This window comes from Peristeroidobacter soli, from assembly GCF_004138485.1.
Lineage (GTDB): Bacteria > Pseudomonadota > Gammaproteobacteria > Steroidobacterales > Steroidobacteraceae > Steroidobacter > Steroidobacter soli.
The window spans coordinates 884,131-911,061 of the sequence record NZ_RYEV01000005.1 but is presented as its reverse complement, the minus strand read 5'-3'; the positions used below and the strand labels follow the sequence as shown (position 1 = coordinate 911,061).

General features: G+C 63.1%; 18 protein-coding genes. 3 read left to right on the top strand and 15 right to left on the bottom strand.

What is annotated here, in order from left to right; genetic code table 11:
- Position 1 precedes the first annotated feature (1 nt).
- From EKO19_RS25315 to EKO19_RS25300, 4 genes are all read right to left on the bottom strand, one after another.
- Positions 2-3,295 (bottom strand): amidohydrolase family protein, encoded by a 3,294-nt coding sequence (locus tag EKO19_RS25315; protein WP_129779769.1) that lies wholly within the window; start codon positions 3,293-3,295, stop codon positions 2-4.
- Positions 3,280-6,489: an amidohydrolase family protein gene (locus tag EKO19_RS25310; protein ID WP_217705570.1), complete on the bottom strand. Its 3,210-nt coding sequence runs from the start codon at positions 6,487-6,489 to the stop codon at positions 3,280-3,282. Before EKO19_RS25310 ends, EKO19_RS25315 begins: the two co-directional genes overlap by 16 nt.
- 172 nt (positions 6,490-6,661) lie before the next feature.
- Positions 6,662-8,743 carry a TonB-dependent receptor gene (locus EKO19_RS25305; protein ID WP_175597184.1) on the bottom strand — a complete coding sequence of 694 codons (2,082 nt, stop codon included), beginning with the start codon at positions 8,741-8,743 and terminating at the stop codon, positions 6,662-6,664.
- A gap of 97 nt (positions 8,744-8,840) precedes the next feature.
- Positions 8,841-10,007: a serine hydrolase domain-containing protein gene (locus tag EKO19_RS25300; RefSeq protein WP_217705569.1), complete on the bottom strand. Its 1,167-nt coding sequence runs from the start codon at positions 10,005-10,007 to the stop codon at positions 8,841-8,843.
- 144 nt (positions 10,008-10,151) lie between these two features.
- On the opposite strand from EKO19_RS25300, the gene EKO19_RS25295 reads away from it, so the two are divergent.
- Complete coding sequence (locus tag EKO19_RS25295) at positions 10,152-11,108, top strand: LysR substrate-binding domain-containing protein (RefSeq protein ID WP_129779762.1); 957 nt, start codon at positions 10,152-10,154, stop codon at positions 11,106-11,108.
- Here EKO19_RS25295 and EKO19_RS25290 read toward each other — a convergent pair whose 3' ends face one another.
- Both EKO19_RS25290 and EKO19_RS25285 read right to left on the bottom strand, forming a co-directional pair.
- Positions 11,109-12,485: an aminotransferase gene (locus EKO19_RS25290; protein WP_217705568.1), complete on the bottom strand. Its 1,377-nt coding sequence runs from the start codon at positions 12,483-12,485 to the stop codon at positions 11,109-11,111. It lies immediately after the preceding gene.
- A gap of 103 nt (positions 12,486-12,588) precedes the next feature.
- A complete protein-coding gene (locus tag EKO19_RS25285) occupies positions 12,589-14,724 on the bottom strand; it encodes a TonB-dependent siderophore receptor (RefSeq protein WP_129779758.1) in 2,136 nt (711 codons plus the stop codon).
- 231 nt (positions 14,725-14,955) lie between these two features.
- Here EKO19_RS25285 and EKO19_RS25280 point away from each other — a divergent pair, with 231 nt between their 5' ends.
- A complete protein-coding gene (locus EKO19_RS25280; RefSeq protein WP_217705567.1) occupies positions 14,956-16,098 on the top strand; it encodes a CaiB/BaiF CoA transferase family protein in 1,143 nt (380 codons plus the stop codon).
- Positions 16,098-16,985 (top strand): HpcH/HpaI aldolase/citrate lyase family protein, encoded by an 888-nt coding sequence (locus EKO19_RS25275; protein ID WP_129779754.1) that lies wholly within the window; start codon positions 16,098-16,100, stop codon positions 16,983-16,985. The genes EKO19_RS25280 and EKO19_RS25275 overlap by 1 nt, the downstream gene beginning before the upstream one ends.
- Here EKO19_RS25275 and EKO19_RS25270 read toward each other — a convergent pair.
- From EKO19_RS25270 to EKO19_RS25230, 9 genes are all read right to left on the bottom strand, one after another.
- Positions 16,930-18,702 (bottom strand): dipeptide ABC transporter ATP-binding protein, encoded by a 1,773-nt coding sequence (locus EKO19_RS25270; protein ID WP_129779752.1) that lies wholly within the window; start codon positions 18,700-18,702, stop codon positions 16,930-16,932. The genes EKO19_RS25275 and EKO19_RS25270 overlap by 56 nt on opposite strands.
- Positions 18,703-18,712: 10 nt before the next feature.
- Entirely contained in the window at positions 18,713-19,549 is an 837-nt protein-coding gene (locus EKO19_RS25265; protein WP_129779750.1) for an ABC transporter permease, read from the bottom strand.
- On the bottom strand, positions 19,542-20,486 hold the full coding sequence (locus tag EKO19_RS25260) for an ABC transporter permease (protein WP_129779748.1): 945 nt from the start codon (positions 20,484-20,486) through the stop codon (positions 19,542-19,544). Before EKO19_RS25260 ends, EKO19_RS25265 begins: the two co-directional genes overlap by 8 nt.
- Positions 20,483-21,586 (bottom strand): PepSY-associated TM helix domain-containing protein, encoded by a 1,104-nt coding sequence (locus EKO19_RS25255; protein WP_129779746.1) that lies wholly within the window; start codon positions 21,584-21,586, stop codon positions 20,483-20,485. The genes EKO19_RS25260 and EKO19_RS25255 overlap by 4 nt, the downstream gene beginning before the upstream one ends.
- Positions 21,587-22,729: a serine hydrolase domain-containing protein gene (locus EKO19_RS25250; protein WP_129779744.1), complete on the bottom strand. Its 1,143-nt coding sequence runs from the start codon at positions 22,727-22,729 to the stop codon at positions 21,587-21,589.
- 15 nt (positions 22,730-22,744) lie between these two features.
- Positions 22,745-24,187: an ABC transporter permease subunit gene (locus tag EKO19_RS25245; RefSeq protein ID WP_157995432.1), complete on the bottom strand. Its 1,443-nt coding sequence runs from the start codon at positions 24,185-24,187 to the stop codon at positions 22,745-22,747.
- Positions 24,184-25,635, bottom strand: a complete 1,452-nt coding sequence (locus EKO19_RS25240; RefSeq protein ID WP_129779740.1) for a DUF3526 domain-containing protein — start codon at positions 25,633-25,635, stop codon at positions 24,184-24,186. The genes EKO19_RS25245 and EKO19_RS25240 overlap by 4 nt, the downstream gene beginning before the upstream one ends.
- Positions 25,636-25,646: 11 nt before the next feature.
- Entirely contained in the window at positions 25,647-26,351 is a 705-nt protein-coding gene (locus tag EKO19_RS25235; protein ID WP_129779738.1) for an ABC transporter ATP-binding protein, read from the bottom strand.
- Between the two features lie 93 nt (positions 26,352-26,444).
- Positions 26,445-26,921, bottom strand: a complete 477-nt coding sequence (locus EKO19_RS25230; protein ID WP_129779736.1) for a hypothetical protein — start codon at positions 26,919-26,921, stop codon at positions 26,445-26,447.
- Positions 26,922-26,931: the final 10 nt, after the last annotated feature.

The following is a 26,931-nucleotide window of genomic DNA, read 5'->3' as shown; positions in this document are numbered from 1 at the left end:
GCTATTGATGCGCCCAGGCTTGCTTCCAATCGATGATGTTCTGAGTGTGGCCCACTTCCCAATAGAACTTGCTACGGGGCCGCTCGCGCAGCCCGATCTCGTTCATGCTGTAAGAGTCGTAGAGCCGGCCATTCACCATCGTGTAGCGCACGGTGTTGGTCTGGCGGATGTCTGCGAGCGGATTGCCATCCAGCACGATGACATCGGCGAGCTTGCCAACTTCCAGCGAGCCGATCTGTTTATCCAGACCCAGGGTCCTGGCACCGTTCAAAGTGCTCGAGCGCAGCACATGGAGATTGCTCATGCCGCCTTCGGCGAGCAGCCACATTTCCCAGTGCTGAGCCACGCCGGGCGCCTCGCCATGGGAGCCCGCATTCACGGTCACGCCCGCGTCATCGAGCTTCTTCATCGAGCGCGACACCGAGCGGAAGCCAATGTCATAGATCTCATCGGCGGCGTGGATCGTCGTCATGCCACGAACATACGGCGGCGCATAGTGCGGCGAGCCCAGCGGGTTGTAACCGCTGGTCGTCACCTGGATGAACGTCTGCGCCTTCGGATCATCCCACAGCCGCGTGTGCTGGTAGATGTAGTTCTCACCGAGCAGCTCGCCGAACGTCATCACCAGCGTCGGCGTATGAAAGCTCCTGGCGCGCGCCATCAACTGCACGACGTCGTCGTAGTACGTGGCCACCGGCATGTTGTGCTGGAGGTTGGTGTTGCCATCCAGAATCATGGTGATGTTGTCGAAGAAATTGCTCTCGCCCTCCACGTCCACCATGATGTCGGTGTCACGACCGGCCTTGATCAACTGCTGACGCTGGCTGCGCATGGGCTGGCGGTAGCTCTTGACGATGATGCCGCCGAGCGCGCGCTTGCGCTCCATCAACACTTTCGCGTCTTCGTAGCTGTTCACCGGCAGGAATGCGTTGTCACCCTTGCCATTGCGACCGAACGCAATGAATCCCGACTCAATGGCGCGCGGTCCGACCATGTCACCCGACAACGTCATCTCGGCTTGCGAATAGCTCGGCAACTCCGAGGTGTACGGGTCGTAGTTCGTCGTGACTCCATACGCAAGGTCGGCGTAACGCGACTGCTGCTTCTGTGGCATCAGTCCGGAGGATGTGTAGTAACAATTGTTGATGTGACCGTGCATGTCGATGAGGCCCGGCATGATCGTCTTGCCGGTCACATCGATGACTTTCGCGCCCGCCGGAATCGCGACGCTCTGCGCATCGCCAAGTGCGACAATGCGATTGTCCTTGACAACCAACGTGCCGCGCTCGATGACGCCGTCGCCCGCGGCATTCTCCGCCATGGTGATGATGCGAGCATTGGCGAGCGCCACCGTGCCCGACGGCCGATCCGCCTGCGCGGTCAGCCCTGCGTCGACTCGTTGGGTCGTCGGCGCCTGCCCTGCATCGAGCTGCACCCCGATCGGCGCCGTGTAGAGAATGTTGCCTACCGACCAGTGAAGTCGCTGCGAGGTCGCCGACCACTTGAGACCGTAGCCACCGAGATCGCTGATCTGCACCGTCTTGAATGCCTGGCCGCTGGTATTCACCGTCAGCGGCTCGGCGAGCTCTCGAAACCGGCCGACGTAATACTGCTGGTGATCGCGGAATGCCAGCCACTTCAGATCCGGGCTCAGGCGCAGCTCGGATGTATCGGCGTCGCGCGTCACCGCATGCACACGCTTGTCCAACCCGTTCAGATCCACGCTTTCCAGCGTCGTGACGGTCTGGTGATCGATGTAAGCCTCGACGGTGTAGTAGATGCGCTGGCCGTTCGGCGAGAACATCGGTGCTTCGCCCGGGAGGGTCACGTAATGATTCTCTCCGGTGCTCAGCTCCATCCAATAGATGCCGACTTTCGCTTCGTGACCGCCGAGGCAGCGATCACCCGCGTCGATCTTGTATAGCAGCCGCCGCCCATCGCGAGAGAACGATGGAGAACGCAACACGCCGCCGCTGGTCATTAACGAGCGCGAAGTGCCACTGCCGAGATCGAGCAGCTTCAGTGCCCCACCGATTTCGTCGGCCCACTCCACGTACGCGACCCGTTTGCCATCGGCCGAGAACGCCGGCTCGAACTCCAACGCGGAGGCTTTAGTCAGACGCGCCGGTGTCGCGGTGCCGGACTTGCGCCACAACCGACCGAGTGCGTTGAAGATCACCGTAGCCCCGTCCGGCGAATACGCAGGCTGACGGATCGCCTTCACCGGGAACCGCTCGGGCGCCAGATCGTGCGTGAATCGCGGTGGCGTAGTCACCTTGTGCCTGGCATGCACCCGAAATGGAATCGGCGCGGCCGAGCCGTTTTCCATATCGATCTTCCAGAGCTTGCCCTTGCCCCAAATGGCAACGTGACGGCTGTCCGGGAACCAGTCGAACGCCGGATAGTAGATGCCCTGCCAGGTGTAATCGGCCTGGGCATCGCGATCCAGCGCGTCATAGATGGGCCGCTGCTCGCCGGTCGCGATGTCGTATCTGAACAGCACCGTCTTGGCCTTCACCCGTCGCACGAAAGCGATGTATTTACCGTCTGGCGACGGCTGTGGCGTGGTGGCGCTGCCGAAGCCTCGAATCAGCGACTCTGTCGCGCCCGTCCGCAGATCACGACGCATGACCGCGTAGTGAATGGCATTGGCGTCGATGTAAACGACCGAATTCGACGGCGGCGTGATCTTCTCGGTGTAATAGAGATAGCGACCGTCCGGTGAGAACTGTGCCTCGTGCACGTTCTCGCCGCTGGCAGGCGCGGGCACCAGAATCCGCCCCTCACCGCCCGACAGCTCGAACAATCGCAGCTCTGCCGCATGCAGCTTGTCATCGCCCGCGAACAACTGTGCCGCTGCAAACGATTGACCATCGGGCAGCCACTGCGCACCGGCCAATGAATTTACGGTCTGCGAGGTGACGGCGTGCGCAGCGGAGCCATCGACATTGGACAACCAAACATTGTCGCCACCGCTGCCATCACTGATGTAGAGCATCTGCTTGCCATCGGGGCTGAAACGCGGCCCGCGTTGCATGGCTGCGCCACCGTGGACGAGGCGTGCTTCACCGCCGGTCGCCGGCAAGGAATAGATATCGCCGAGCAAATCGAACATCAGCGTCTTGCCGTCCGGGCTGACATCGACGCTCATCCAGGTGCCTTCCTCGACATCGAACGCCACGTCCGTCGTCGGCTGCCCGGTGTTCTCGATATCCCAATTCGAAGCCGCACTCGCGACACTGTACGCCAGCCACGCGCTCATCAGATACGCGCGCATGTTCAACGCCCTCCCCATGCTTCGTTCCAATCGATACCGTTGCGTTGTTGCAGCTCCCAATAGAACTTGCTTCGAGGTCGGTCGTAGTTGCCGGTTTCGTTCATGGTCATCGAGTCATAGAGGCGTCCGTTCACCATGGTGAGCCGTACGCTGTCGGTGTTGGCGATGTCCTGGAGCGGATTGCGATCGAGTACGATGAGATCCGCCAGCTTGCCCGGCTCCAGCGAGCCGATCTGTCGATCGATACCCAGCGTGCGCGCGCCGTTGATCGTGGCCGCGTGCAGGATACGCATCGGACTCATCCCGCCTTGCGAGAGCAGGCGCATCTCCCAATGCATCGCGAGACCCGGAACCTCGCCATGCGAGCCGACATTGATCACGACGCCCGCGGCATCGAGCTTCGCGGTCGCACGCGCAACACCGCGAAATCCGATCTCCCACAACTCATCGGCGACGTGAATGGACGTCATGGCACGCGCATACGGAGGCGCGCCGTACGGTGTGCTCAGTGGGCTATAGCCGCTCAACGTTTCCTGCACGAAGGTCTGGATCCGGGGATCTTTCCAGGCCTCGGTGTGCTGATACATGTAGTTCTCGCCGAACAGCTCGCCGAAGTTGACCACCAGCGTCGGCGTGTTGTGCACCTTCGCCTGCGCGAACAGCTGCACGATGTCGTCGTAGTAGTTCGCGAACGGCAGGTTGTGCTCGAGATTGGTGTGGCCGTCGATCACCGCGGTGATATTGTTATAGAACTGACTCTCGCCTTCGATATCGACCATGATGCCCGCCTCGCGACCGGCGGCCACCAGCAGCTGGCGTTCGCGCCGCGCCGGATAGCGATAGCTCTTCACGATCGCGCCGCCGATGGCGCGCTTGCGAGCCATCACATTGCGCGCATCGTCGAGCGTTTCGATAGGCTCATACAGATTCGAGGCCTGTTCGGACCGGCCCCACAGCGCGCCGCCCGTGCCGATCCAGCGCGGTCCGACGTTCAATCCCGCGAGCGTGGTTTCGGTGCTCTCGTAACTGGTCAGCTCGTTCGGATACGGATCGAAGTTGGTCGTGACGCCGAACGCCAGCGCCGCGTAACGACTCGCCTGCTTCTGCGGCGACGTGCCGGTGCCGTAACAACAATCGATGTGACCGTGGGCATCGATGAGGCCTGGCAGGATGGTCTTGCCCGCCGCATCGATAACCTTGGCACCTGCCGGAATCGCGACGCTGGCCGAAGGACCGAGCGCGGCGATTCGGTTGCCGGCCACGACCACCGTGCCGTCTTCAATCACCTCATCGCCACGCATGGTGAGGATGGTCGCGTGCGTGAACGCGACCGTGCCTTTGGGCACATCCAGCGGCATGCTCAGATTGATCGAGCTTTGCGCGCTGCTCGATGCGTTGGCGAACGGCGCGGCGGCTCGATACAACTCCGGCCCCAACGCCCAATGCAGCGACCGCGAATCGCTCGCCCAGGTGAGCGCATAGCCTCCACGATTCGTCAGCTTCGTCGCCGCGACTTCGGTGGTGTTCGCACTCACTCGCAGCGGCGCGCCAGTCTCGCGATACGGCACGACGAAGTACTGCTGCCGATCCCGGAACGCGATCCAGCGCAGATCGGGACTCGCGCGCAGGTCCGTCGTGTCGGCATTTGGCGTGCGAGCGTGTTCGCGAATATCCAAGCCATCGAGCGTCGCGCTCCGCAAGCTCTGGGCAACGCTGGGTCCGGAGTAGTCGGACACGACGAAGTACACGCGCTGACCGTCCGGCGAGAACTGTGGCGCGTCGTCACCCGCCGCGATGAAGTGAGGCTCACCGCCTGTGGCCTCGACCCAATAGATACCCGGCTTGGCACGCGCGCCGCCCATGCTCACGTCGGCGGCCTGGATACGAAACGTCACGCGTTTGCCATCAGCGGAAAACTGCGGCTGCCGGATCACGCCGCGACTCATCGCAATCGTTCGCAGGCCCTTGCCGCTCTGGTTCGCGATGTTGAGCGCGCTGCCACGCTCGTCGTCCCATTCGACATAGACGACGCGCTTGCCATCGCTGGCGAACGCTGGCTCGAACCCGGCTGCGCCCGACCGACCGAACGCCGTCGGCTCACCATCCGCCCCGGCACGACGCCACAGACGATTCAGTGCGGTGAAAATCGTCACCTTCTCATCCGAACTCACGGCGAGATCGCGAATCGCCCGGACCTGCACCTGAGCCGGCGCCAGATCCTGCTCGAAGCGCACCGGCTCGACGACACGCGCACGAACATGCGCTCGGAAGGGAATCGGCGTGGCGGCTCCCGTCTCCACATCGATCTTCATCAACTTGCCCTGCGCCCAGACGGCAATGTGCTTTTCATCCGGAAACCAGGCGTAGCCAGGATAGTAGTTCACCTGCGCTTCGTAGGAGGCTTGCAGATCCCGATCGAGCCCGTCGTAGACCGCGCGTTGCGCGCGTGTCGTGAGATCCATGTGGAACAGTAGCGTTTTGTCCTTGACCCGGCGCACGAATGCGAGATGTTTGCCGCTCTTTGAGATTTGCGGCGCGAGTGCCGCGCCCCACCCGCTCGCCAGCTCTTCGCTCTGGCCGGTGCGCACATCGCGCCGCTTGACTGCGTAGTTGATGTGATTGGCGTCGATATAAATATTCGGCGTGGTCAGACGCTCGCTGTAGTACACGTACTGACCATCGGCAGACATCTCAGGCTCGGCGACGTCCCGCTTGTTCGCTGGAACTGGCACCAGCGTGCGACTGCCACCGCCCACTTCATAGAGCTTGATCTCGGCGCTCCACCGCATCGGATGCCGCGCGGGAATGAACGACGCCACGACACTTTGCTGGTCCGGCCCCCAGTTGGCCGCCTGAATCAGATCGCGAGTTTCATGCGTGACCGCTCGCGCATTGCTACCATCGACGTTGGAGATCCAGACGTTCTCCGCCCCCGAGGCATCGCTGACGAACAACAACTGCTTGCCATCGGCGCTGAAGCGCGGCGTGCGTTGCATCGCCGGCCCGCCCTGAACCAGCCTGGCCTCGCCGCCGTTCACCGGCAGCGTGAAGATGTCGCCCAGCAGATCGAACACCAGCAACTGGCCGTCCGGACTCACATCCACACTCATCCACGTGCCTTCCTGCACCGTGAACTCGACATCGCGATATGGCTGGCCGGGACTCGACACGTCCCAACTCTGCGCCGCCGTCGCGGCGCCCGCGAGCGCCATCCACGCCAAACCGACAGTCCACCGCCATCGACGCGCTGAACCGCTCGCTGAATTCGACTGAAACATTCTGGAGGCTCGATCCCCTGGTGCGACAGGCCTGGCATCGTGCCGGCCCTGTCGTCATTGATGGATAAGGGACGGCCGCTACCTCTGCAGCGGCCGTGCGCGATCGTCAGAAGTTGAACGCCGCCTTGATGCCGATGGTACGCGGTTTGGTGCGATTCGCCTGCGACCACAGCACGAACGGGTCCACCGCCTTGTTCTCGTTGGTGAGGTTGGTACCGAACAGCTCGAGCGAGGTCTTGCCCCAGCTCATGCCGAGCCGGGCACCGAGCAGCGTGAAGCTGTCGGAAGCCTGCGTGACGTACTGCGGGTAGTACATGAAACGGTCGGTGTACAGCACCTCATCGCGATGGTTGATGTCCAGGTGCACGAAGCCGTCGATGCCGGCGGCCCACTGGAACGAGTAGTTCGCCGCCAGCGTGTAGCTCACCTTCGGCACGTAATCGGACGGATCGCCGACCTCGTTGGCCGCATTGTCGGCGTCGAGCTCGACCACTTCGGTGTCGATGTAGGAGCCGGACGCGCTCAACATCAATTGATCGGTAGCGCGCCAGCCGAAGCCCGCCTCGATGCCCTTGATCTCCACCGTGCCGATGTTGGCGGCGATGTTCTGGAACTGTTGATTGACCACCACCAGGCCGCGGCGAATCATGTTCTTGTAGTCGGTGTAATAGGCCGCCGTCTCGAACTGGAACCGGCCGTCCATCACCGAACCCTTGGCGCCGATTTCGTAGTTGTAGATCTTCTCGGGATCGTACGGCGGCTGACCGTACGAATTAAAACCGCCGCTGCGGAAACCCTTCGCGACATTGGTGTAGATCTTCACGCTGTCGGTGAGCGCGTAGGACGCATAGATACGCGGATCGGTCGACTCGAATGTATCGCTTTGCGTGCGCGTGCCGTCGAAGATCGAGGAATCGTCCGTGAAGTGACGCACGCCCGCGCCCACTTCGAAGCGCTCGCCGAGCTTGACCGAGCCATCGGCGAACAACGACCAGGATTCGCTATGGTTGTCGGAGATGTAAATGTACGGCTCGAGCACCACCGAGTTGTACAGCGTCTCGATCGGACCGGAGAACGCCGAATCGACCTGGCGGTAGTAGGCACCGAGCGTGTAGTTGAAGCGGCGCTCGCCGGTGGAGACCAGTCGCAGCTCCTGCGTGAATTGATACGTTTGATCGTCGTAGGTGCTGATACCTTCCAGATTGCCTCCCGGCGGCCGATAGGTCGACTCCACCGGCGTGATGTACGGCAACGCGTAGTCACGCATGTAATCGATGTAACTGGTCGCACTGGTCAGCGCGGAGTTCTCGAACGAGTACGTGCCGGTGAGGTTGTACAGCTGATAACGATCGACGCGCGGACGGATGCGGCGCGAGCGGTCGAGCCCCATGTCGATGGTGCGATCCGGCCCCTCGTAGTCCAGACCCAGCTCGCTCTTCAATTGATACGCGGCGATGGTGCCTTCGATCTCCAGCGCATTGCTGGGACGCCACAGCGCCTTGGTGCGGATGTTGTAGACGTCCTGATTGTTGCCGTCCTTGATGCCGGCTTCGGGCTGATCGATCCAGCCACCGCCCTGTTCACCCGACGCCGCGACACGCACGCCGAACACGCCATCGACGATGGGCAGGTTGACGATGCCGGTGAGCTTCTCGTTCGAGTCGCCATCCTCGATGAACGACAGCTCACCCTCGGCGCGTCCCTCGAAGCGATCCAGTTTCGGCTTCTGCGTAATGAAGCGGACGGTACCGGCGGCCGAGCCCTGGCCGTACAGCGTGCCCTGCGGGCCCTTGAGGACTTCGATACGCTCCATGTCGAGCGAGCGCAGATCCAGTTGTCGAAACAAATACAGCGTGGTCGGCGTCTCGTCCATGTACACGGACGTGAGCGCTTCGGAACCGGCGAGATTGCCGATGCCGCGCATGAAGAGCTGCAGCGAGCCCGGACCGTCGACGCGCATGGCCACGCCGGGCACCGCGAACGACAGGTCCTGAATCGAGCGCACGCCGCGCTGTTCCAGCTCGGTGGCGCCCATCACCGTGAGGCTCATCGGCACGTCGATGGTGCGCTCCTCACGCTTCTGCGCCGTCACGACGATTTCCTCAACCACGCTGTCCTGGGCCCAGCTGGCGATCGGTTGCACGGTCGCCAGCGACATTGCCAGCAGACATTTGGTATTTCTGTTCATTTTCCCCATCCCCTTGCGCCGGGAAGCCGGCACGGTGCCAAAATAATTGAGGTGACCCGCTACGTGAACACTGCATCCGATGCAGGCAGCGGTGTGTTCAGCGCAACGCCGCCACCACACCGTTGAAGAAATCGTTGTCGACGATCGCCTCGGCGAACTTGGGCTTCGAGCGCGAACTGCACACCGCGATCACCACTTCGGCGCGCGGGTTGACGTAAATGAACTGGCCGAAGATGCCGCGTGCGCCAAAAGCGCCGTCGGCAAACGAGCCCTCGGCGTCCGGCACTGGCCACCACATGTAGCCGTAGTCCACCCGCTTGCCATGAATGGCCAGCGACGCACTTGCCTGAGCAACCCAGCCTTCGGGTAACACGCGCTTGCCCTCGATCAGGCCGTCGTTCATGAGGAACAGGCCGAAGCGCGCGTAATCGCGCAGCGTGGCGTGAATGCCGCTGCCAGCGACCTCGAGGCCCTCGGGCGACTCCAGCCACCAGGTCGCCTCGCTCTGCATCCCGAAGGGGACCCAGATTTTTTCCGACAGGTAATCGCTCAACCACCGCCCCGTCGTGGCCTGCACCAGCGCACCAACGACGTGCGTTTCGGCGGTGCTGTAATTCCAGACGCTCCCGGCCGGAGCAACCCGCGGCAGGCTTGCGACGAAATCGAGGATGGCACCGGAGCGCTGGGCGATCTGCAATTCCAGCATGTGCGAACGTTCGGAGCCCGGATCCGTGTGGGTATCGTCCCACTTCACGCCCGACGTCATCTGCAACAGCTGGCGCACCGAAACGCCATCGTACGAGCTGCCTCGGAGTTGCGGCAAGTAGTCGGTGAGCGGCTCCTCGACGCCGCCGATCAGGCCGTCCTGGATGGCCGCCCCGACCAGCGTGGTGCTGACCGACTTGGCGCACGACATCGAAATCCAGCGCGCGTCCGCGTCGAGCCCGAGGTCGTAATGTTCGAGTGCCACGCTGCCTCGATGCGCGATGAGCAGGCCGGCCACGCGATTGCGCGAAATGTAATCGGCGAGATCGAACTCGACACCGCGCGACTGAATCGCAACGTCACGCAACTCGCGATCGCTCGCTGGCAGCGCACGCACTCGCGAGCCGCGCGCGATGGATCGGGTCGCGAAGGCCCAACTGCCATCGAGGAACAGCGACCGCTGCGTGGGCGGCAGCAATTTGCCGGCGTAGGCCAGACGACTCAGCTGCCGCCGATCGGGCATCTCGCCCTTCACTTCGAACCGATTACCCGTTTGCAAGATACCGACCTGCGCTGCGCGTGACAGGTGTCTATTTACGCTGCTTGCCTCCAGGCAGGTGATTGCAATTCGATCCGCTGCCGGTGAGCTGATCACACCAGCGAGGCTGGACCCTGGCGATGCGGGCGGCTATCGTCCTGCGACATGAAGAACGATCCGCGCAAATCGCTGCCGCCTTTCGAAGCGCTGCGTGCTTTCGACGCTGTCGCGCGCCTCGGCGGTGTACGCAAAGCGGCCCCTGCCCTGGGCCGCGATCACGCGGTGGTGAGCCGACACCTGCGCACCATCGAAACCTGGACCGGCGCGACGCTGTTTCAACGCAGCCCGGCGGGCATCGTGCTCACCGAGGACGGCAAGCGATATCACAAACAAGTGGCCGCGGCGTTCGACATGCTGACGCAGGCCACGATCGAGCTGATGCGACATGGCGAGCTCCGGCGTCTGCACGTGCGCTGCATGGCCGGCCTCGCGTTGCAATGGCTGTCCAGCCGGCTCGCCGAGTTCGAACGGCTCAATCCGGAGGTCGACATCGAGCTGCGTCCCACCACGCGCGTGCCGGATTTCTCGTCACAGGAAGTAGACGTGGACATTCGTTTCATCGCGACCTATCGCGTCGAGCCCACGTTGCCGCCCGAACTTCGCAGCGTCGACATCGCATATGCGCCTATTGTCGCGACGGCGAGCCCGGCTTATCTCGCCAAGGCGCCGCCGATTCGCAAGCCCGCCGATCTGCTGCAACACAAACTGCTGCACGAAGAAAACTTCGATCGCTGGAGCAACTGGCTGGCCGCGCATGGCGTGCAAGAAGAAGTGGACCTCATCGGTCCGCGCCTGTGGCAAGGCGATCTGACGTTGAATGCCGCACGCTACGGTCGCGGCATCGCGCTCAGTAACAAACTCATCATCGCGGATGACATCGCCGCGCGGCGACTCGTTGAAGTCGGCGCAGGACTTGCGACCTTCCAGCCCTACAGCATGGGTATTTATCAGCTCGCCGCGCGAGCGGATCGATGGGACGCGCCACTCATACGCGGCTTTCGCGAGTGGCTCATCGAAGAAATCGCCAAGGCGGCACCGAATCTGGTGCCGCCCGCGAGTTAATTACCCCAGCTGTGCCGCCGCCTGGTCGAGGCCCGCGCTCAACTTGCTGACCAGCTCATCAATCTCCGCGCGCGAAATGATGAGCGGCGGGCTGAGCACCACCGCCTCGCCTACGGCGCGAACGATGAGCCCTTCCTGCAGGCTGGCTTCACGACACTTGATGGCCGGCTCCTGCTTCGGATCGAACGGAATGCGCTTTTGTTTATCTCTTACCAGCTGCACGGCGGCCATCAAGCCGACACCCCGCACTTCGCCGATCAATGGATGACGCTGCGCCAGCTCCCGCAGCTTCTGGAAGAAATACGGCGAGGCCACCTCGCGCACATGCTCGACGATGCGCTCGCGTTTCATGATTTCGAGATTCGCGATCGCAACGGCGCATGCCGTCGGGTGTCCCGAATAGGTGTAGCCGTGCGCGATCGGACCGCCGCCGGCGATGACGTCGAAGATCCGATCCGTCATCGCGACCGCCGAGATCGGCAGATAACCAGACGACAGCCCTTTCGCCATGCTCATCAGGTCGGGCGCGATGTCATACGTGTGTGAGCCGAACCACCGACCGGTGCGGCCGAAGCCGCAGATGACCTCGTCGGCCACCAGCAGTACGTCGTATTTCCTGCAGATCCGCTGAATCTCGGCCCAGTAACCCGCGGGCGCTTCAAACACTCCGCCCGCGCCCTGCGCCGGCTCGCCAATGAATGCAGCGACGTTATCGGCGCCGAGCTCGAGAATCTTCTCTTCCAGCGCACGCGCCGCCTTCAACCCATAACTTTCCCTGGTGACTCCTTCGCCCTGCCAATACGCGTGCGGATGGATGATGTGCTCGAACTCGGGCAGCGGCACGCGATCCATGCCTCGCATGTTCGGCATACCACCCAAGCTCACCGCCGCGAGCGTGCTGCCGTGATAGGCCAGCGTCCGACCGATGAACACGCGCTTGGTGGGTTTGCCCAACGTGGCCCAGTAGTGACGCACCAGTCGCACGACGGTGTCGTTGGCCTCGGAGCCCGACGATGAATAGATGAAATGGCGCAGCCCGTTCGGCGTGAGCTCGGCGAGCATGCGGGCCAGCTCGATCTGCGGCACGTTCGCCGTCTGAAAGAAATTATTGTAATAAGGCAGCTCTTCCATTTGCCGCTGCACGGCCTGCGTGAGTTCCTTGCGTCCGTAACCGACGTTCACACACCACAGCCCGGCCATGCCGTCGAGGAATCGATTGCCCTCGCTGTCCCAGATGTAAACGCCTTGCGCGCCGGTGATGACACGCACGCCGCGCCCATGCAGCGCTTTCTGGTCGGTGAACGGATGAACCTGATGCGCATGATCGAGCTGCTGCCATTCGCTCGTCGGGCGGGAGCTTGCGGATAGAGTGGACACGATCGGCCTCGTTGGAAGTACGAGGCTGTTATACCCAGGCAGGCCCCTCACCATCGCTGCAATCGGTGCAGCGATGGTGAGGGCTTCACACCGCCACCCGTTGTCAGAACTCCGTGTTGACGCTGAAACGGACCGAGCCCGGCATGCCCTGCTGCACCAGGCTCGCGCCCGTTGCGGCCCAGTAGCGTTTGCCGGTGATGTTCTCGCCGTTGACCCTGAATGTGACCTTGCGCCCGTTCATGTCCGTCGAGTAGCTCGCGCCCAGGTCGTAGGTCGTATAGCCGGGGATGAAGGCGGTATTCGCCGCGTTCACGGCACGCTCGCCGGTGTAGAACGCGCCTCCCGAAATGCGCAAGCCGGGCACGAACGGCAACCGATACTCCAGAAACACCGAACCCGTGGTCTCCGCGGTGTTCTCGATTTTTTTGCCCACCACGGCAGCGGCGCCGCTCTCCTGGATGGCATCGAGCGAGATGGCGCTGATGGCGATCGACAGGTCGCGCGTGATCTCGCCCGTGGCGCTCAGCTCATAGCCCTTGTAGCTGGCGCGTCCGTCGCGCACGAAATAGTTGCTCGGATTCAAATAGGACGACGCGCGATCGATATCGAAGTACGCCGCAGTGATCATGAGGCCCCGCATGGGCTGGATCTTCACGCCGAACTCGTGCTGCTCGCTGACCGCGGCTGGCAGGATCGTGCCGGCATTGAGCGCGATACCCGGCGCCGTGCCCCCTTCCTCCAGGCCCTCGATGTACGTGCCGTAGAGGCTGATCCACTCACGAGGCTTCAGCAGCACGCCATAAGAGAGCGACTCGGGCGTAGCCTCATACGTAGATGCGGGACTATGGTTCCGATAATCGGTGCCACGATAGCCGGCGGTGAGCTGCAGCCAGTCGGTGATCTTCGCGCGATCCATGATGTAGTAGCCCGCATCTCTCACCTCCGCCGGGTTCGCGATGATGCGCACGGGATTCGGCTGCTCGGGGATCTCGACAGGGTTGTACAGATTCTGCGCATAGGAGGTGCGCGCGGCTGTCGGGATGAAACTCCGTGTGGTCGTCTCCGAATAGCCGAGCAGGATTTCATGCTCGATGGGACCGGTGGTGAACGCGCCGGCGAGATCGCCGCGATAAATGAAGTTCTCATAATCGTTGCGATAGAAAATCGCGACATTGACCGTGCCGTTGCCGGTGGCGAGATCGTAGCCACCGAACGAGGAATAGCGACGCGTGCGGCTCAGCGAGGACTGCCCGACGCTGAATGACGCGCTCCACGCGGGCGAGAAGTCATAACGGACTTTCGACATCAGGTTGTATTCGTAGCCATCGGCCTGCAGCCAGTCCGCGCCTACGTTCTTGGACGCACGCTGTAACGGCAGGATCGTGGTGACGCCGTTGACCGGCGCCGGCAGCGCATATTCCGTCGGCTCGGTCACCGTGCGGTAGATATATTCACCGTCGAGCTCGAACGAAAGCTTCTCGGTCGGCTCCCAAACGTAAGCGGCCGAAGCGAACCGGCGGTCGCCCGAGGTGCGATCCACGCCGGTCTCGATGGTCGCCGCGGCGGCATTGATACGCAGCCCCTGGTTGCCCCAGCTGCGACTCACATCGAAACCGCCGCCGTAAGCGCCATTGCTGTTGCCGGTGAGGTCCACGCTGGTGAACGGCTCCGGGGTCGGCCGCTCCGAGGTGAGATTGACGATGCCCGCGGGCGAGGCGAAGCCGTAGTACAGCCCCGAGGCGCCCTTCAATATCTCGACGCGATCCTTGTTTTCGAGCGGCATGTCGATCAGGTTCACGATCGGCAACACGCCGTTGAGGCGATAGTTGGTGAAATTGTTCACTGGAATGCCGCGGATGGCGAGATTGCTGTAGATGACGGTGTTGATTTGCGACGCTGTCACACCAGCCGTGTTGCGCGCGGCATCGAACACTGTGACGGCCTGCTGCGAATTGAGCAGATCCTTGGTCACGACCGCGACCGTCAGGGGTGTGTCGATCGCCCGCTGGTTACGGAAGGTGCCCGCCTGGACGAACTCGGCGCCGAAGCTGTCCCGCCGGTCGGCGGTCACCACGATCTCCTCGAGAGTCGCCCCGTCGCGCGCGTTCGCATCACGCGGCTCCTGTGGCTTCGCGTCCTGTGCCAGCGCCGTTGCGGACACGAGCAGTGTTGCCATCACTGCCACCGATTCACCCGCGCCGCGGGCGACCACCGACTCGAACTGTTTGATGTGCGTCATTCTGTTTCCCCAATCCCCACAAAGCCAATGGATGCCGCTTTCTTGTGTGTATAAGGCACCAGAAATCCGCCGCGCTGTCGATTTCAATTAACGCAAGGGTCGGCGCGAAAATGTTGGGCCAGGGCCCGTCCTGCCCTCGGCTTTTGTGGCCAGCCTTGAGTTTATTGAAATCGACTCGCCGGCGCGTTTCTGGTGCGCTAGCGCCCGCCGTTGCGCAGCGGGAGCAGGATCGTGGATCTGGACGGGTTGACAGTGGTGAGTGTCGAACAGGCGGTGGCGGCACCGTTCGCTTCGGGCCTGCTCGCGCAGGCGGGCGCCCGCGTGCTGAAGGTGGAGCGCCCGGAGGGAGATTTCGCACGCAAGTACGACAGTGACGTGGCGGGCCTCAGTGCCTACTTCGTCTGGCTGAACGCCGGCAAGGAATCGATCTGCCTGGACCTGCGCGAAGATCGGGGCCGCAAGCTGCTCTCGGCGCTGGTCGATGCGGCCGATGTTTTCATTCAGAACTTGAAGCCCGGAGCGCTGGCTCGCCTGGGGTTCGACTCGGCGGCGTTGCGCGCGAGCCATCCGCAACTCATCACCTGCGACATTACCGGCTTCGGTACGAGCGGGCCCTGCGCCGATTTGAAGGCGTACGATCTGGTCGTGCAAGGCGAAGTCGGGTTGTGCTCGATCACCGGCAGCGCGGAGCCAGCCAGAGTCGGCATCTCCATTTGCGACATTGCCGCGGGCGTGACCGCCCATGCCGCGATTCTGCAAGCACTGTTTGCGCGAACACGATCGAAGCGCGGGCGCGGCATTCAAGTCTCGCTGTTCGACAGTCTGGCGCAATGGATGAGCGTGCCGCTGTTGCAATACCTCTACGGCGGACGTACGCCGCCACGTGTGGGGGTCGCGCATCCGACCATCGCTCCCTACGGCGTTTTCGACTGTGCCGACGGCTCGAAGCTGATTCTCTCCGTGCAGAATGACCGCGAGTGGTCTACGTTTGCCACGGATTTTCTGCAGCGAGCCGAGCTCGGCACGGATCTTCGTTTCCGTGACAACACGGCGCGTGTCGCCAACCGGCCCGTGGTCGATGCAATCGTCGCCGAAACTTGTGCACGGTTATCGTATGCGGAGGCGAGCCTACGTCTGGGCCAGTTGGACATTGCGCACGGACGATTGAACTCGCTCGCGGAGGCGACAGCACATCCTCACCTGCGCACCGTGAGTGTAGAGACCCCGAACGGTTCAGTGCGTATCGTGGCGCCGCCGGCCATCTTTTCCGACAGTGCGCCGCGCGTCACTCCGAAAGTGCCCGCGTGTGGCGAGCATACTCACGCGATCGAACAAGAGTTCGGCCGGGCCAGACAGCAGTCGAGTGCCTCCTGATGCAAACCGCAGCCTGCTCGCCGATCTGGCGATCCATCCTGTTCGTGCCGCCGCATGTGGAGCGATATGTTTCCAAAGCATGCGTCAGCGGCGCTGACGCAGTGATCCTGGACCTGGAGGATGGCATCTCCTGGCGCGACAAAGCGGCGGCGCGCACGGCGATATCGTCCGCCGCGGCCACGCTGGCATCCCACGGCATCGACGTTCTGGTCCGCGTCGGCTCCGACCTGGCCACGCTGGACCAGGATCTGTCCTATTGCGGGCATGCCAGCATCGCGGGTTTCGTGCTGCCGAAGGTGGAGAGTGCCCGCCAGATCCGACATCTGGAACGGTCGCTGCTGATCATGCACAAGAGACAGCCATTGCTGCTGCCCATGATCGAGTCCCCCCACGCCCTGCTGACCATCTCCGGCCTGCTCGATTGCGAATCGAATATCGCCGGACTGGCGCTGGGCGATGAAGATTTCTCGACCGCCATCGGCTGCGATCCACGGTCCGAGACGCTACAACTGGCGCGGCAGCTGCTGGTGCTCGCAGCCTCGGCGCAAGGACGAGCCAGCTATTCACTGATCGACTCGAACTTCAGCGAACTCGACAATTATCGAGCCGCCTGCCGGCGCGCACGCGCGCAGGGACTATCCGGCGGACTGTGCATTCATCCAGCGCAGGTTCCGATTCTCAACGAAGCTTTCGCTCCGACAGCAGCTGAAATCATGGCCGCCGAACGCGTGCTCGCCGCGAGCGCTGGCGACGGCGCAACCTCGGTCGATGGCACCATGGTCGACCGCCCCGTCGCGGCTCGAGCCGCCGCGCTACTGAGACGCGCGAAACTCATCGCTCAGCTCGAGCACAACAAACACTGTGACCCGCAGCCACCTCGATCATGAGCGGAGCGCCCACGGATTCAGGCGCGCCCGGAATGCAACCGTTATTGAAATAGCCGTGGCCGGCAGGCGCCGGCTGACGGCGCGTTGGAAACGTATGCAACTCGAACGCGCCGTCGGCTCGACGCACCAGGCGCGGCGTCGCCTCCAACAGGCGCATCGTGTAGGGATGCAGGGGCGAGTCGAAGATCGTATTGCGCGGGCCGACTTCCAGCACCCGGCCACGAAACATCACTGCGACCCGATCGGCCATTTGCTCCACGACGCCGAGGTCGTGCGAGATGAACAAATAAGTGAACCCGTACTTCTCCTGCAGCTGAGTCAGCAACTTCAGCACCTGGCGCTGGATCGTCACATCCAGCGCCGAAACCGGCTCGTCCGCGACGATGAATCGCGGTCGGGCCACGACGGCGCGCGCGATGCACACGCGCTGACGCTGGCCGCCGGACAATTCATGGGGATAGCGCTCGACATAGGCGCCGGGCAAGCCAACCTCCTCCAGTATTTCCGCCGCGCGCCGCAGCCGCTCCCCATGCTCGAGGCCGGCGACGTGCCGCAACCCCTCCGCCACAGCCGCACCGAGTGTCATTCGCGGATCGAGCGATGAAAATGGATCCTGGAAAACCATCTGCGTGCGGGTCCTGAAGCGCGCAACGGCGTCGGCATCCATGCCGTTGAAGTCCTGGCCATCGAAACGGATGGACCCTGAGCTACTGTCGCACAGTCGCAGCAGCGTGCGACCGATGGTGGTCTTGCCCGAGCCGGACTCCCCGACGACTGCCAGTACCTCGCCGTCGAAGATGGACAGAGACGCTTTGTCGACGGCGCGTTTGGCCGCCGCACGACGCGACAGCAAGCCGCGCTTGCGATGGAAATCCACGCATAGATCGTTGATCTCGACCAGCGGAGCACGCACGACCCCGTTGGTCGGAGCGCGTGCCGGCAACGCATCCATCAGCGCCCGCGTGTATTCGTGAGTCGGACGCAGCAGCATGCCGGCCGGCGAGCCCTGCTCCACTGTCTCGCCCTGGCGCAACACCGTCACGTCATCGGAATATTGCGCCACCATCGCGAGGTCGTGGCTGATCAACAGCACCGAGGTGCCGATCTCGCGCGTCAGTGCGACCATGAGATCCATGATCTCCTTGCGGATCAGCGCATCGAGCGCGGTGGTCGGTTCATCCGCAATGAGCAGCCTTGGCCGCATCGCCAGCACCGACGCCAGCATGATTCTCTGACGCATGCCGCCGGAGAACTGGCGAGGATGGGCTCGCAGCGCTTCTTCCGGATCGACGATCCTGACTTTCTCCAGCATCGTCATGCAACGACGCCTGGCCTCCGCCTGCGACACCCGCTCGTGCAAGCGCATCGCCTCCATCATCTGGAAGCCGATGGTGAGCGCGGGATTCAACGAAACCATGGGTTCCTGAAATACGGCGCCGATCTGCCGTCCGCGCAGCGAGCGCATCTGCGTCTCATCGAGCTTCGTGAGCGACGCGCCATTGAAAACGATATCGCCGCCGACCAGCGCCGCCACCGGCGGCAACAGCCGCATGACCGAGCGGCCGATCAGCGTCTTGCCGCTGCCCGATTCGCCGACCAGCGCCGCAATCCTGCCACTATCGATACTCAAACTCACGTCGTTGACGACGCGCCGCGTGCCGGCGCCGCCCGCGCGAATGTCGATGCTCAGTTTCTCGATGGTCAGCACGCGGCTCATGGATTCTTCATCAAAGATTTTTCATGCGAGGATCGAAGTAGTCGCGCAAGGCATCGCCGAACAGATTGACGCCGAGCAAGGAGATCGACAACGCGAACCCGGGCGCGAGCGCGAGCCAGGGTGCATCTTCGAAATACACGCGGCTGTCGGCCAGCATGCCTCCCCAACTCGCCGCGGGCGGCGGCACCCCCAACCCGAGAAATGACAATGCGCTCTCGGCGAGCAGCGCCCAACCGAAGATCGAGGTGGCGAGCACGATCACCGGAGCGAGCGTGTTCGGGAGCACGTGACGCAATAGCGTGAAGGCGCGGCTGTTGCCCATGATGGTCGACGCATCGACGAAGTCTCGATGTTTCAGCCCGAGCACCGAGGCCCTGACGACGCGCACCACCGATGGCAGATAAGCGACGCTCAATGCCAGCACGGGCGTATACGGCCCCGCGCCGAACACCGTCACCACCGCCAACGCCATGATCAGCGACGGAAACGCGAGCAGCGCATCCATCACGGCCATCACGATCTTGTCGATCCAACGCCCGTAGAAGCCGCAGACGGCGCCGATCAACGCACCGATCGACGTGGCGATCAACGACGTGAGCGCCGCGATGCCGACGCTGACGACGGCGCCCGACAGCACGCGACTGATTACATCGCGCCCCCACTCGTCCGTGCCGAGCCAGTGCGCCATCGAGGGTGCGCTCAGACGCCGATGAAAATCGATCGCCACCGGATCGTACGGCGTGTACACGATGCCGGCCAACGCGGCGCTCAGCATGATGGCGATCAGCACGCCGCCCGCCACCGCGTTCGGACGCCGGGCGAACACCTGCCACCAGCGCTCAGTCATGTTCCACCGCCGGACTGAACAACGGATACGTCATCTCGACGATGATGTTCACCACCACATACGCGAGCGTCACGAACAGCATGCAACCCTGAATCACCGGATAGTCGCGGGCGAAGATGCTCTCGACCAGCAGGCGTCCCAGGCCTGGCAGCGTAAACACCGTCTCGGTGACGACAGCCCCGCCGAGCAACGAGCCGAGCGTCAGGCCGATCATGGTCCAGGTCGGCGCCATGGCATTGGGCAGCGCGTGGCGCGCCATGACTGAAAATTCCGGCAATCCTTTGGCGCGCGCGTGGGTGATGTATTCCAACCGTGCGACGTCGATCGTGCTCGAGCGCATCAGCCGCACCAGCACGCCGGCCTCGATGAGCGCCAGCGCGATGACCGGCATGACCAGATAACTCACACCCTCGCGAAAGTTCTCGAGCAACGAGACATATCCCACGACTGGCAACAGGTCGAGCTTGACCCCGAAGAACAACAGCAACAGCAGACCCAGCCAGAAGCTTGGAATCGACAGCGCCACCGTCGCGGCCGTCATGATCACGGCATCGGTTCGAGAGTTTTGTTTCCAGGCCGCGATCGATCCGGCGGGAATCGCAATCAATGCCGCCAGCAGTACCGCAGGCACCACCAGCGAAGCGGTCACGCCGAAACTCGGGATCAACAGATCGAGCACCGGACTCTGCTGCGCGATCGAGACACCCAAGTCGCCGCGCGCCAACCGCAACAGCCAGTGCAGGAACTGAACGCCGATCGGCTGATCGAGCGCCAACTGCGCGCGCAGCCGGGCGAGCGCCTCGGGATCGTCCACTTCGCCCAGCATCAGTTGCGCGGGGTCGCCGGGAATCAGGCGCATCATGAAGAACACGACCGCCAGTACGATCAGCAGCGTCGGAACGGTGAGCGCCAGACGGCGCAGAAGATATCGCATCACGCGGAGCTCACACCAAATCGCTGCGTGGATTTCGCACCGTCGCGCGCCCGCCGGGCGCTCCATAACAGCACCCCGAATACGATCGTGCCCGTGAGCCACAACCCCACCACGAGCGCCAGCAAACGCGTCGTCACACCGCCCCACTCTCCCGAATGAATGGGATAGAGTGCGACGAACATCCGATCGGAGATCGACATCCGGAGCGCGTCGACCATCGCCAGTGGCTGGCCGGTGTCCGCATCGACACGCACCTGCGTGGTTCCGTAGATCTGCCGCAACTCACCAGGCTGGCGCAGCCGGATCGAGTACCACGGGCGTCGCGCGCTGGGCATCGACACGATTGCGACCACTGCGTCCGGATAAAGACGCCGCGCGACCTCCACCGCCGCGGCGGAAGAAATCATGCGCCCATCGCGAGCCGACACTGCATGATTCATCGCCGGCGTCGGCAACGCCGCCGGCAGTTCACTGGTCCACGTCATGAGACTGCCGGTGATTGCCACGACCAATGCGAACGGCGCGAGGCACAGCCCCAGCGCCCTGTGCCACGCGAACGCCCTGGCCACGGGAGCTTTGGCACGCCGTGGCCACAATGCGGCGCGCCACTGCCCCGCCGGCGGCCAGGCAAGCTTCAAACCCAACGCGACGCTCACGATCAGGAACACCCCACTGAGCCCGATGAGCCACTCGCCGACCTTGCCGGCGAGCAGTTGTTTATGAATCAGCAGCACGAAGCGAAACACGCCGAGCTGTGAACGAGGTTCCTCCCAAGCGCTCGTGCGCAGAATGTCGCCGGTCGCACCATCGATGCGCACCACTTCGCGCGCGGCGCCGTCGCGATCGACCAGCAAATCGGTCTGTCCCTCGACCCCGCCGCTGGCAAAGTACTCGACCACCCTGGTCGCCGGCGCGCTTCGTTCAATTCGCGCGACGGCCTGATCGACGACCGCAAAGTTCACGGCCCGGCCCGAGGCATGCAACGACGCGTCATCCAGCTCACGATGAAACACCAGCAGCATTCCGGTCAGCGCCTGCAGCAACCAGAGGGCGCCGAGGCACAACCCCAGATACTTGTGGCAGATTCGGAATGCCGCTTTCATCTATTGCAGGGCGCGGACCACGGCCGCGAAAAATGTTTCGTCGATCAGCTCGACACGGGATACCACGCTCGGCTTCGAGCGCGCACTGAGCAGAACGATCACGACCCGCTCGCGTGGATGCACGTAGATGTATTGACCGAACACACCTTCAGCCTGGAAGGCACCGACGTGCAACGGCTCGCTCTGCGGAGGAATCCACCACTGATAGCCATACGGCACCGGACTGCCGCTGACGATCTGCGGCACGCCGCCTTCGGCGACCCAGTTCTCGGGCACGATCTGCTTGCCGTTCACGCGCCCACCCTCGAGCACGATCTGGCCGAAGCGGCCATAGTCGCGCAAGGTCGCACTCATGCCGCTGCCCGCCACCGCCATGCCACCGGGTGAATCGAGCCACCACGTGGCATCGCGCTCCATGCCGCCCGGCGCCCAGATTTTCTCGGAGAGATAGTCGACCAGCGAACCGCCGATGGCCGCCTCCATCACCGCGCCCAGCACGTACGAATCGCCCGTGTTGTATTTCCAGATCGAGCCCGGCGGACCGGCGCGTCGCAACGAGCTCATGTGGCGAATCACGGCACCGGGCCGCAGCGTCATCTGGCACTCGAGCAGTCGCCGCCGGTCCGATTCGGGATTCGTGTAAGTCTCGTCCCAGCTCACCGCGGTCGTCATCGTCAACAGATGACGGACGGTCACCTGCTCGTAAGCGCCGCTCGCCAGCATCGGCACGTAACGCGAGGCGAGATCGTCCAGGCTGCGGATCGCGCCCTCGCGGACAGCCACGCCGACCAGCATCGACAGCACCGATTTCGCCATCGAGCACGAAGCCCAACGCGTCTCCGGAGCGATGCCCAACTCATAGCTCTCGAGCGCGACGTCGCCATCCTTGAGCACCAGCAGTCCTGCCACCCGGTTGGTGGCCAGGAAGTCGTTCAGGTCGAACCCACGGCCCTCCTGCTCGAATCTCACATCCGCAAGCGGCTGCCGTCGCGCGCTCAACACGCGCACCGGACCGGCACGCCGCACTTCTCGCGACGGAAACATCTGATCGCTATGTGAGAACGTGTGCACGGCGACGCCCGGCCGCATGTTGCCGGACAGGAACGTTCGAAAGTCCGCAACGCTCAGATAGGACGACGACATCTCTTGCAAGCTCCTTCAACTTCCAGCGACCGGGTAGCGTCGCAGACGCAACGACCCGGCAATGATGACGACAACCGCGAGCAGCGCCAGCGACAGCAGGTCCACCAGCGTGCGGCGAAACACTTCCCCGCCGGAGGCCGGCACATATTTGAAACGCGGAATACCAACCATCTCCGCGCGGGTCAGCATCCGATCGTTCAACACGCGCGGCAGGAAATAGGCGCGCCACAGTTGCTGATATGCGCGTACCGCCGCGCTGAATCGATCGTATGACGCGGTGCTGGTATCGGCGATCTCGCCGATCGCCGTCTGAACGACGATGGCCGGACTCAGGAAACGCAGCCGCTGCGCGAATGCCTGCTGTGCCGAGCGCCGGGTCTCGAAGCGCTCGAAGATCGGAGCGGCGATGGCTTCGGCGCGCTGCTCCAGCGGCAAAACGCGCTTGTTATATTGATTCAGCGACGTGACCACCACGTCTTCGCCGAGCCGCGCTGCCAGCTCGGTCGCGCTGGCATCGGTCGAGGCGGGCTGCTCCTGTTTCGCCTGCGCATCGGCCCGGCGCATGGTCTGCACCAGCTCGATACGCGAGGGCAGCGGATACAGCGCCTTCGCCACCATGTTCAGCGCCGCCGGCACGATCAACACCAGCACCAGCCAGCAGGCCATCAGGATGATGGCATTGGTCGAGGACTTCTTCGCCAGTGCATTGACCAAAACCGCCAGGCCGAACCAGAAGGTGGCGTAGCCGATGACGATCGCGGCCCACATGGCAAGCCGCCACCCCTCACCCGCCGCGATGATGCCGGGATTGCTCGCCAGCACACCGAGCAACGACAGGCCCGTGGCGATGCTCACGATGACGATCCCTCGCAGCAGAATCTTGCCAAGGACGAATTGGCGCAACGTGATCGGCTGGGACAGCAGCAGCGCCTGCGTGCCGCCCTCGCGTTCCGCCGAGAGGATGTCGTAGCTCAACGCAATGATGAGCAACGGCAACAGATAAACCAGCACGTAGCCCAGATCGAAACGACCGGCCGCGAGATTGACCGGATTCTCGGTCTCGTCGAGGTTGGTCTGCGAAAACACCTGCCGCCACTGCACCTTCAGATAAGAAGGATAGAGATCGCTCTGCCCTACGGCGAGCGCCGCGGTGGCCGCAGGAGGCTTGGTCGCCATCTCGAACCCGAGACTGCGGGCGAAGTAACCTGGGTTGCGCGGGTCCTCGTAAGCGCCGAACGGTTTTCCGTGCTCGATGTCATCCAGCATCGACTGCAAGCCGTCCAGGTTCTGCTCCACGTGCGCGAGCGCCGCCGTGGTGCTCCGCTGCAAAAAGCCCTGCCACGCCGCGCCGTTATAGACGGCATAGGCGATCAGCAACGCATACACCGGGACCGTAATCAGCAACAGCCGGTCGCGGAGGAACAGCAGCCACTCGTGCCTGACGATGTTTCCAATCATTGTCGTTCCACCTGCATGCGTCGGGCGAGACCGCGCAGCAGGGCGATACTCGCAACCAACCATAGTGCCAGCACGATCAGTGGCGTCACATTGCGTTGGAGAATCGTGCCGAGCGAGGGTGCATCGAAATCGAACGGCGGCACCTTGGCCCACAGCTCCTTGTTGCCGCGGTACTGCCATTCGGCAGCGTAGTTGGATTGGCCCGCCGTCCTGCGCATCAGGTCGTCGTTCATCACTCTGACGAGATTGCGACGATAGGCCTCGCCGGCCGCGGCGAAGTCCTGGAAGAAATAGATATCGGTGCCGGACAGCGCCGCCGATACCGAGCGGATCGCGATGTACGGCGAGAACAGACCCGCGAGCTGTTGCAGGCGGTTCTGACGATCGTGCGCCTCGCGCAGCGCTCCATAGTATTTGTCGAAGACCTTGAAGCCGTGCTCTTCGTCCGCCTGCAAGGCCAGCCCGATGAAGCTGTAGGGCAGCTCCTCGACGCGCGTGACTCCATACTTGCGAAGCATCTCATCGCGAAACGCGATGTGATTCGGGTGATTCACCTCGTGGGGATGCGGCCCTTTCGATTTGTCGCGCGCCACCGCCGTCGACAGTTCCAGCGCGGATGGCGTCGGCTGCACGAGGCGGCTGATATCCGCCGCGGCTCGTGGCAACAAGAAGCCGCTGACGATCCAGAAAGCCATCAGCATGGTCAACGCCGCACTCGATGAGCGCATGAGGATCGACGCCGACATGGACACGACGATGAAGATGCCGAAGTAGACCAGGTAGGCGCCGGCGAGGATCGCGGTCTTCGCCGGCAGATCGATCAGGTCGTGGCGATCGGCGGCTTGCAGTTGAGTCGCGGCGATCAAACCGCCGACGACGGCCGCCGGTACCAGCAACAGCGTCAGAACCATGGCAACGGCGAGTACCTTGCCCCAAATCAGATCGCGTTGATCCGCGCCGACGCTCAACAACTGCCGCAGCGTGCCCTCCTCGCGCTCGCCGGAAATCATGCCGAAGCACAGCAGGACGATCAGCAGCGGCACCAGCAATTGCAGCACCATCGCGCCGGAAAGATCGCCGAAGCGCTGCAAGGCCGTGGCGTCCTGCGCCGGCTTGTAGCTCGCCTGATTTTCCTTGTGAGCTTCCAGCATGGTGACGATGCCGGTGTAGTCGTTCATGCCGGGATCGAACAGCGCGAGCGGCGTCGCCGGCTTGAATGCATAGACGCCGTAGTGGGCTGCCGAGTGCGGACCTTTGGCCCCTTGATCGAGCCATTGTTGCCGCGTTTCCCGCACGGCCGCCGCACGCAATTCGCTCTCATCGGCATAGCGCGACGCGCCCAGGGCCAGCGATAACAACAGCAGCGCGGCGACGATCAGGCTGCTCCATAGAAAGCGCCCGTCGCGAGTGATCTCGGTGAATTCCTTGCGTGCGATGTGCCAGATCATGACGGGCAACCTCAATCGCGCATGAAGTCGAGGTACAGTCGCTCAAGATCGGCATGGCCGATGTCGCTCATCGCGACTTCGGTCAGCAAGCGGCCCTGGCGCATGATGCCGGCGCGCGTGCCGCTCTCCTTGGCACGAAACAAGTCATGCGTCGCCATCAGCACGGCGACCCCCTGCCCGCTCAGTTCGGTGAGCAGACTGGAGAACTCGTTCGAGGCCTTGGGATCGAGCCCGGACGTCGGCTCATCGAGCAGCAGCGCCTTGGCCTGCTTGGCGAGCGCAATGGCGATACCGACCTTCTGACGCATGCCCTTGGAGTAGCCGCCCACCCGCCGATGTGGCGCATCCTCGGGCAGACCGGCACGGCGCAGAAAACCGATCAATTCCCGGTCCGAGTAGTGCGCGTGCCCCGCGAGCGTGCTGAAGTAACGCAGATTCTCGATGCCGGTGAGATTGCGATAGAGCATCACGATCTCGGGGATGTAGGCGAGCGCGCGTTTGGTTTCGAGCGGATGCGCCTGCGCGCTCCGACCATCGACCAGTGCCTGGCCGGAGCACGGCTGCAGGAAGCTGAGAAACAAATTGATCGTGGTGCTCTTGCCGGCGCCATTCGCGCCGAGCAGGCAATAGATCTCGCCGCCCTTGACGTGCAAGTTGAGATTGTCCAGGGCAGTGTGACCGTCATAGGTCTTGCGGAGATTGATGGCCTGTAACATGCGCTGTCGTGTCGGCTTCGATTCTTGAAAACATCGCCGCCTCGCGGCGGCGACGCCCTGTGCCCCGTCCTCGCGAAGTGAATGTCTCGCGGCCTATTTGAGTATCACCTCGCGAGCGGTCGGGGCCCAACCGGTGAACGTGCGCCACGCTTCGTAATCGATCTCCATGAGCTTGCGCGCCTCCGGATCCTTGATCTGATCGAGCGCCTTCTTGCTGGCCTCGGCCCACAGCGCCGAGGGTGCGTCCAGCGCCGCCATGTTCTTGTATTGGAACATCATGAAAATATTCGGATCGTCGACACCCTGCGGCTGCGTGACCAGGATCTTGTAGTCGGTGAGCAGCCCGGCGGCCTTCCACGCCGCCATGTTGTGCTGGTAGACCTTGGTGAGATAGTTGAGGTAGTCGTCCATCTTGTCTTCGGCAACGCGCGCGGTCCACGTGCGCCACACCGGCCCTTTGTCGACGTCCTCGCCCGCAAGGCTGGCGAGCGGTGTGAGCGTGGCGAGCATCACTGCAACGGCAGTTGCGAGAGGCGCCGTTCTTCTGGACTGGTCTCGGTTGCGAATCATTGCTGTCTCC

Bases quoted from the DNA above. Each gene is read 5' to 3' on its own strand.
- EKO19_RS25315 (WP_129779769.1), bottom strand. From the start codon at position 3,295: ATGGGGAGGGCGTTGAACATGCGCGCGTATCTGATGAGCGCGTGGCTG.
- EKO19_RS25310 (WP_217705570.1), bottom strand. From the start codon at position 6,489: ATGGCGCTCGCGGGCGCCGCGACGGCGGCGCAGAGTTGGGACGTGTCG.
- EKO19_RS25305 (WP_175597184.1), bottom strand. From the start codon at position 8,743: ATGAACAGAAATACCAAATGTCTGCTGGCAATGTCGCTGGCGACCGTG.
- EKO19_RS25295 (WP_129779762.1), top strand. From the start codon at position 10,152: ATGAAGAACGATCCGCGCAAATCGCTGCCGCCTTTCGAAGCGCTGCGT.
- EKO19_RS25285 (WP_129779758.1), bottom strand. From the start codon at position 14,724: ATGACGCACATCAAACAGTTCGAGTCGGTGGTCGCCCGCGGCGCGGGT.
- EKO19_RS25275 (WP_129779754.1), top strand. From the start codon at position 16,098: ATGCAAACCGCAGCCTGCTCGCCGATCTGGCGATCCATCCTGTTCGTG.
- EKO19_RS25270 (WP_129779752.1), bottom strand. From the start codon at position 18,702: ATGAGCCGCGTGCTGACCATCGAGAAACTGAGCATCGACATTCGCGCG.
- EKO19_RS25265 (WP_129779750.1), bottom strand. From the start codon at position 19,549: ATGACTGAGCGCTGGTGGCAGGTGTTCGCCCGGCGTCCGAACGCGGTG.
- EKO19_RS25255 (WP_129779746.1), bottom strand. From the start codon at position 21,586: ATGAAAGCGGCATTCCGAATCTGCCACAAGTATCTGGGGTTGTGCCTC.
- EKO19_RS25250 (WP_129779744.1), bottom strand. From the start codon at position 22,729: ATGTCGTCGTCCTATCTGAGCGTTGCGGACTTTCGAACGTTCCTGTCC.
- EKO19_RS25245 (WP_157995432.1), bottom strand. From the start codon at position 24,187: ATGATTGGAAACATCGTCAGGCACGAGTGGCTGCTGTTCCTCCGCGAC.
- EKO19_RS25240 (WP_129779740.1), bottom strand. From the start codon at position 25,635: ATGATCTGGCACATCGCACGCAAGGAATTCACCGAGATCACTCGCGAC.
- EKO19_RS25235 (WP_129779738.1), bottom strand. From the start codon at position 26,351: ATGTTACAGGCCATCAATCTCCGCAAGACCTATGACGGTCACACTGCC.
- EKO19_RS25230 (WP_129779736.1), bottom strand. From the start codon at position 26,921: ATGATTCGCAACCGAGACCAGTCCAGAAGAACGGCGCCTCTCGCAACT.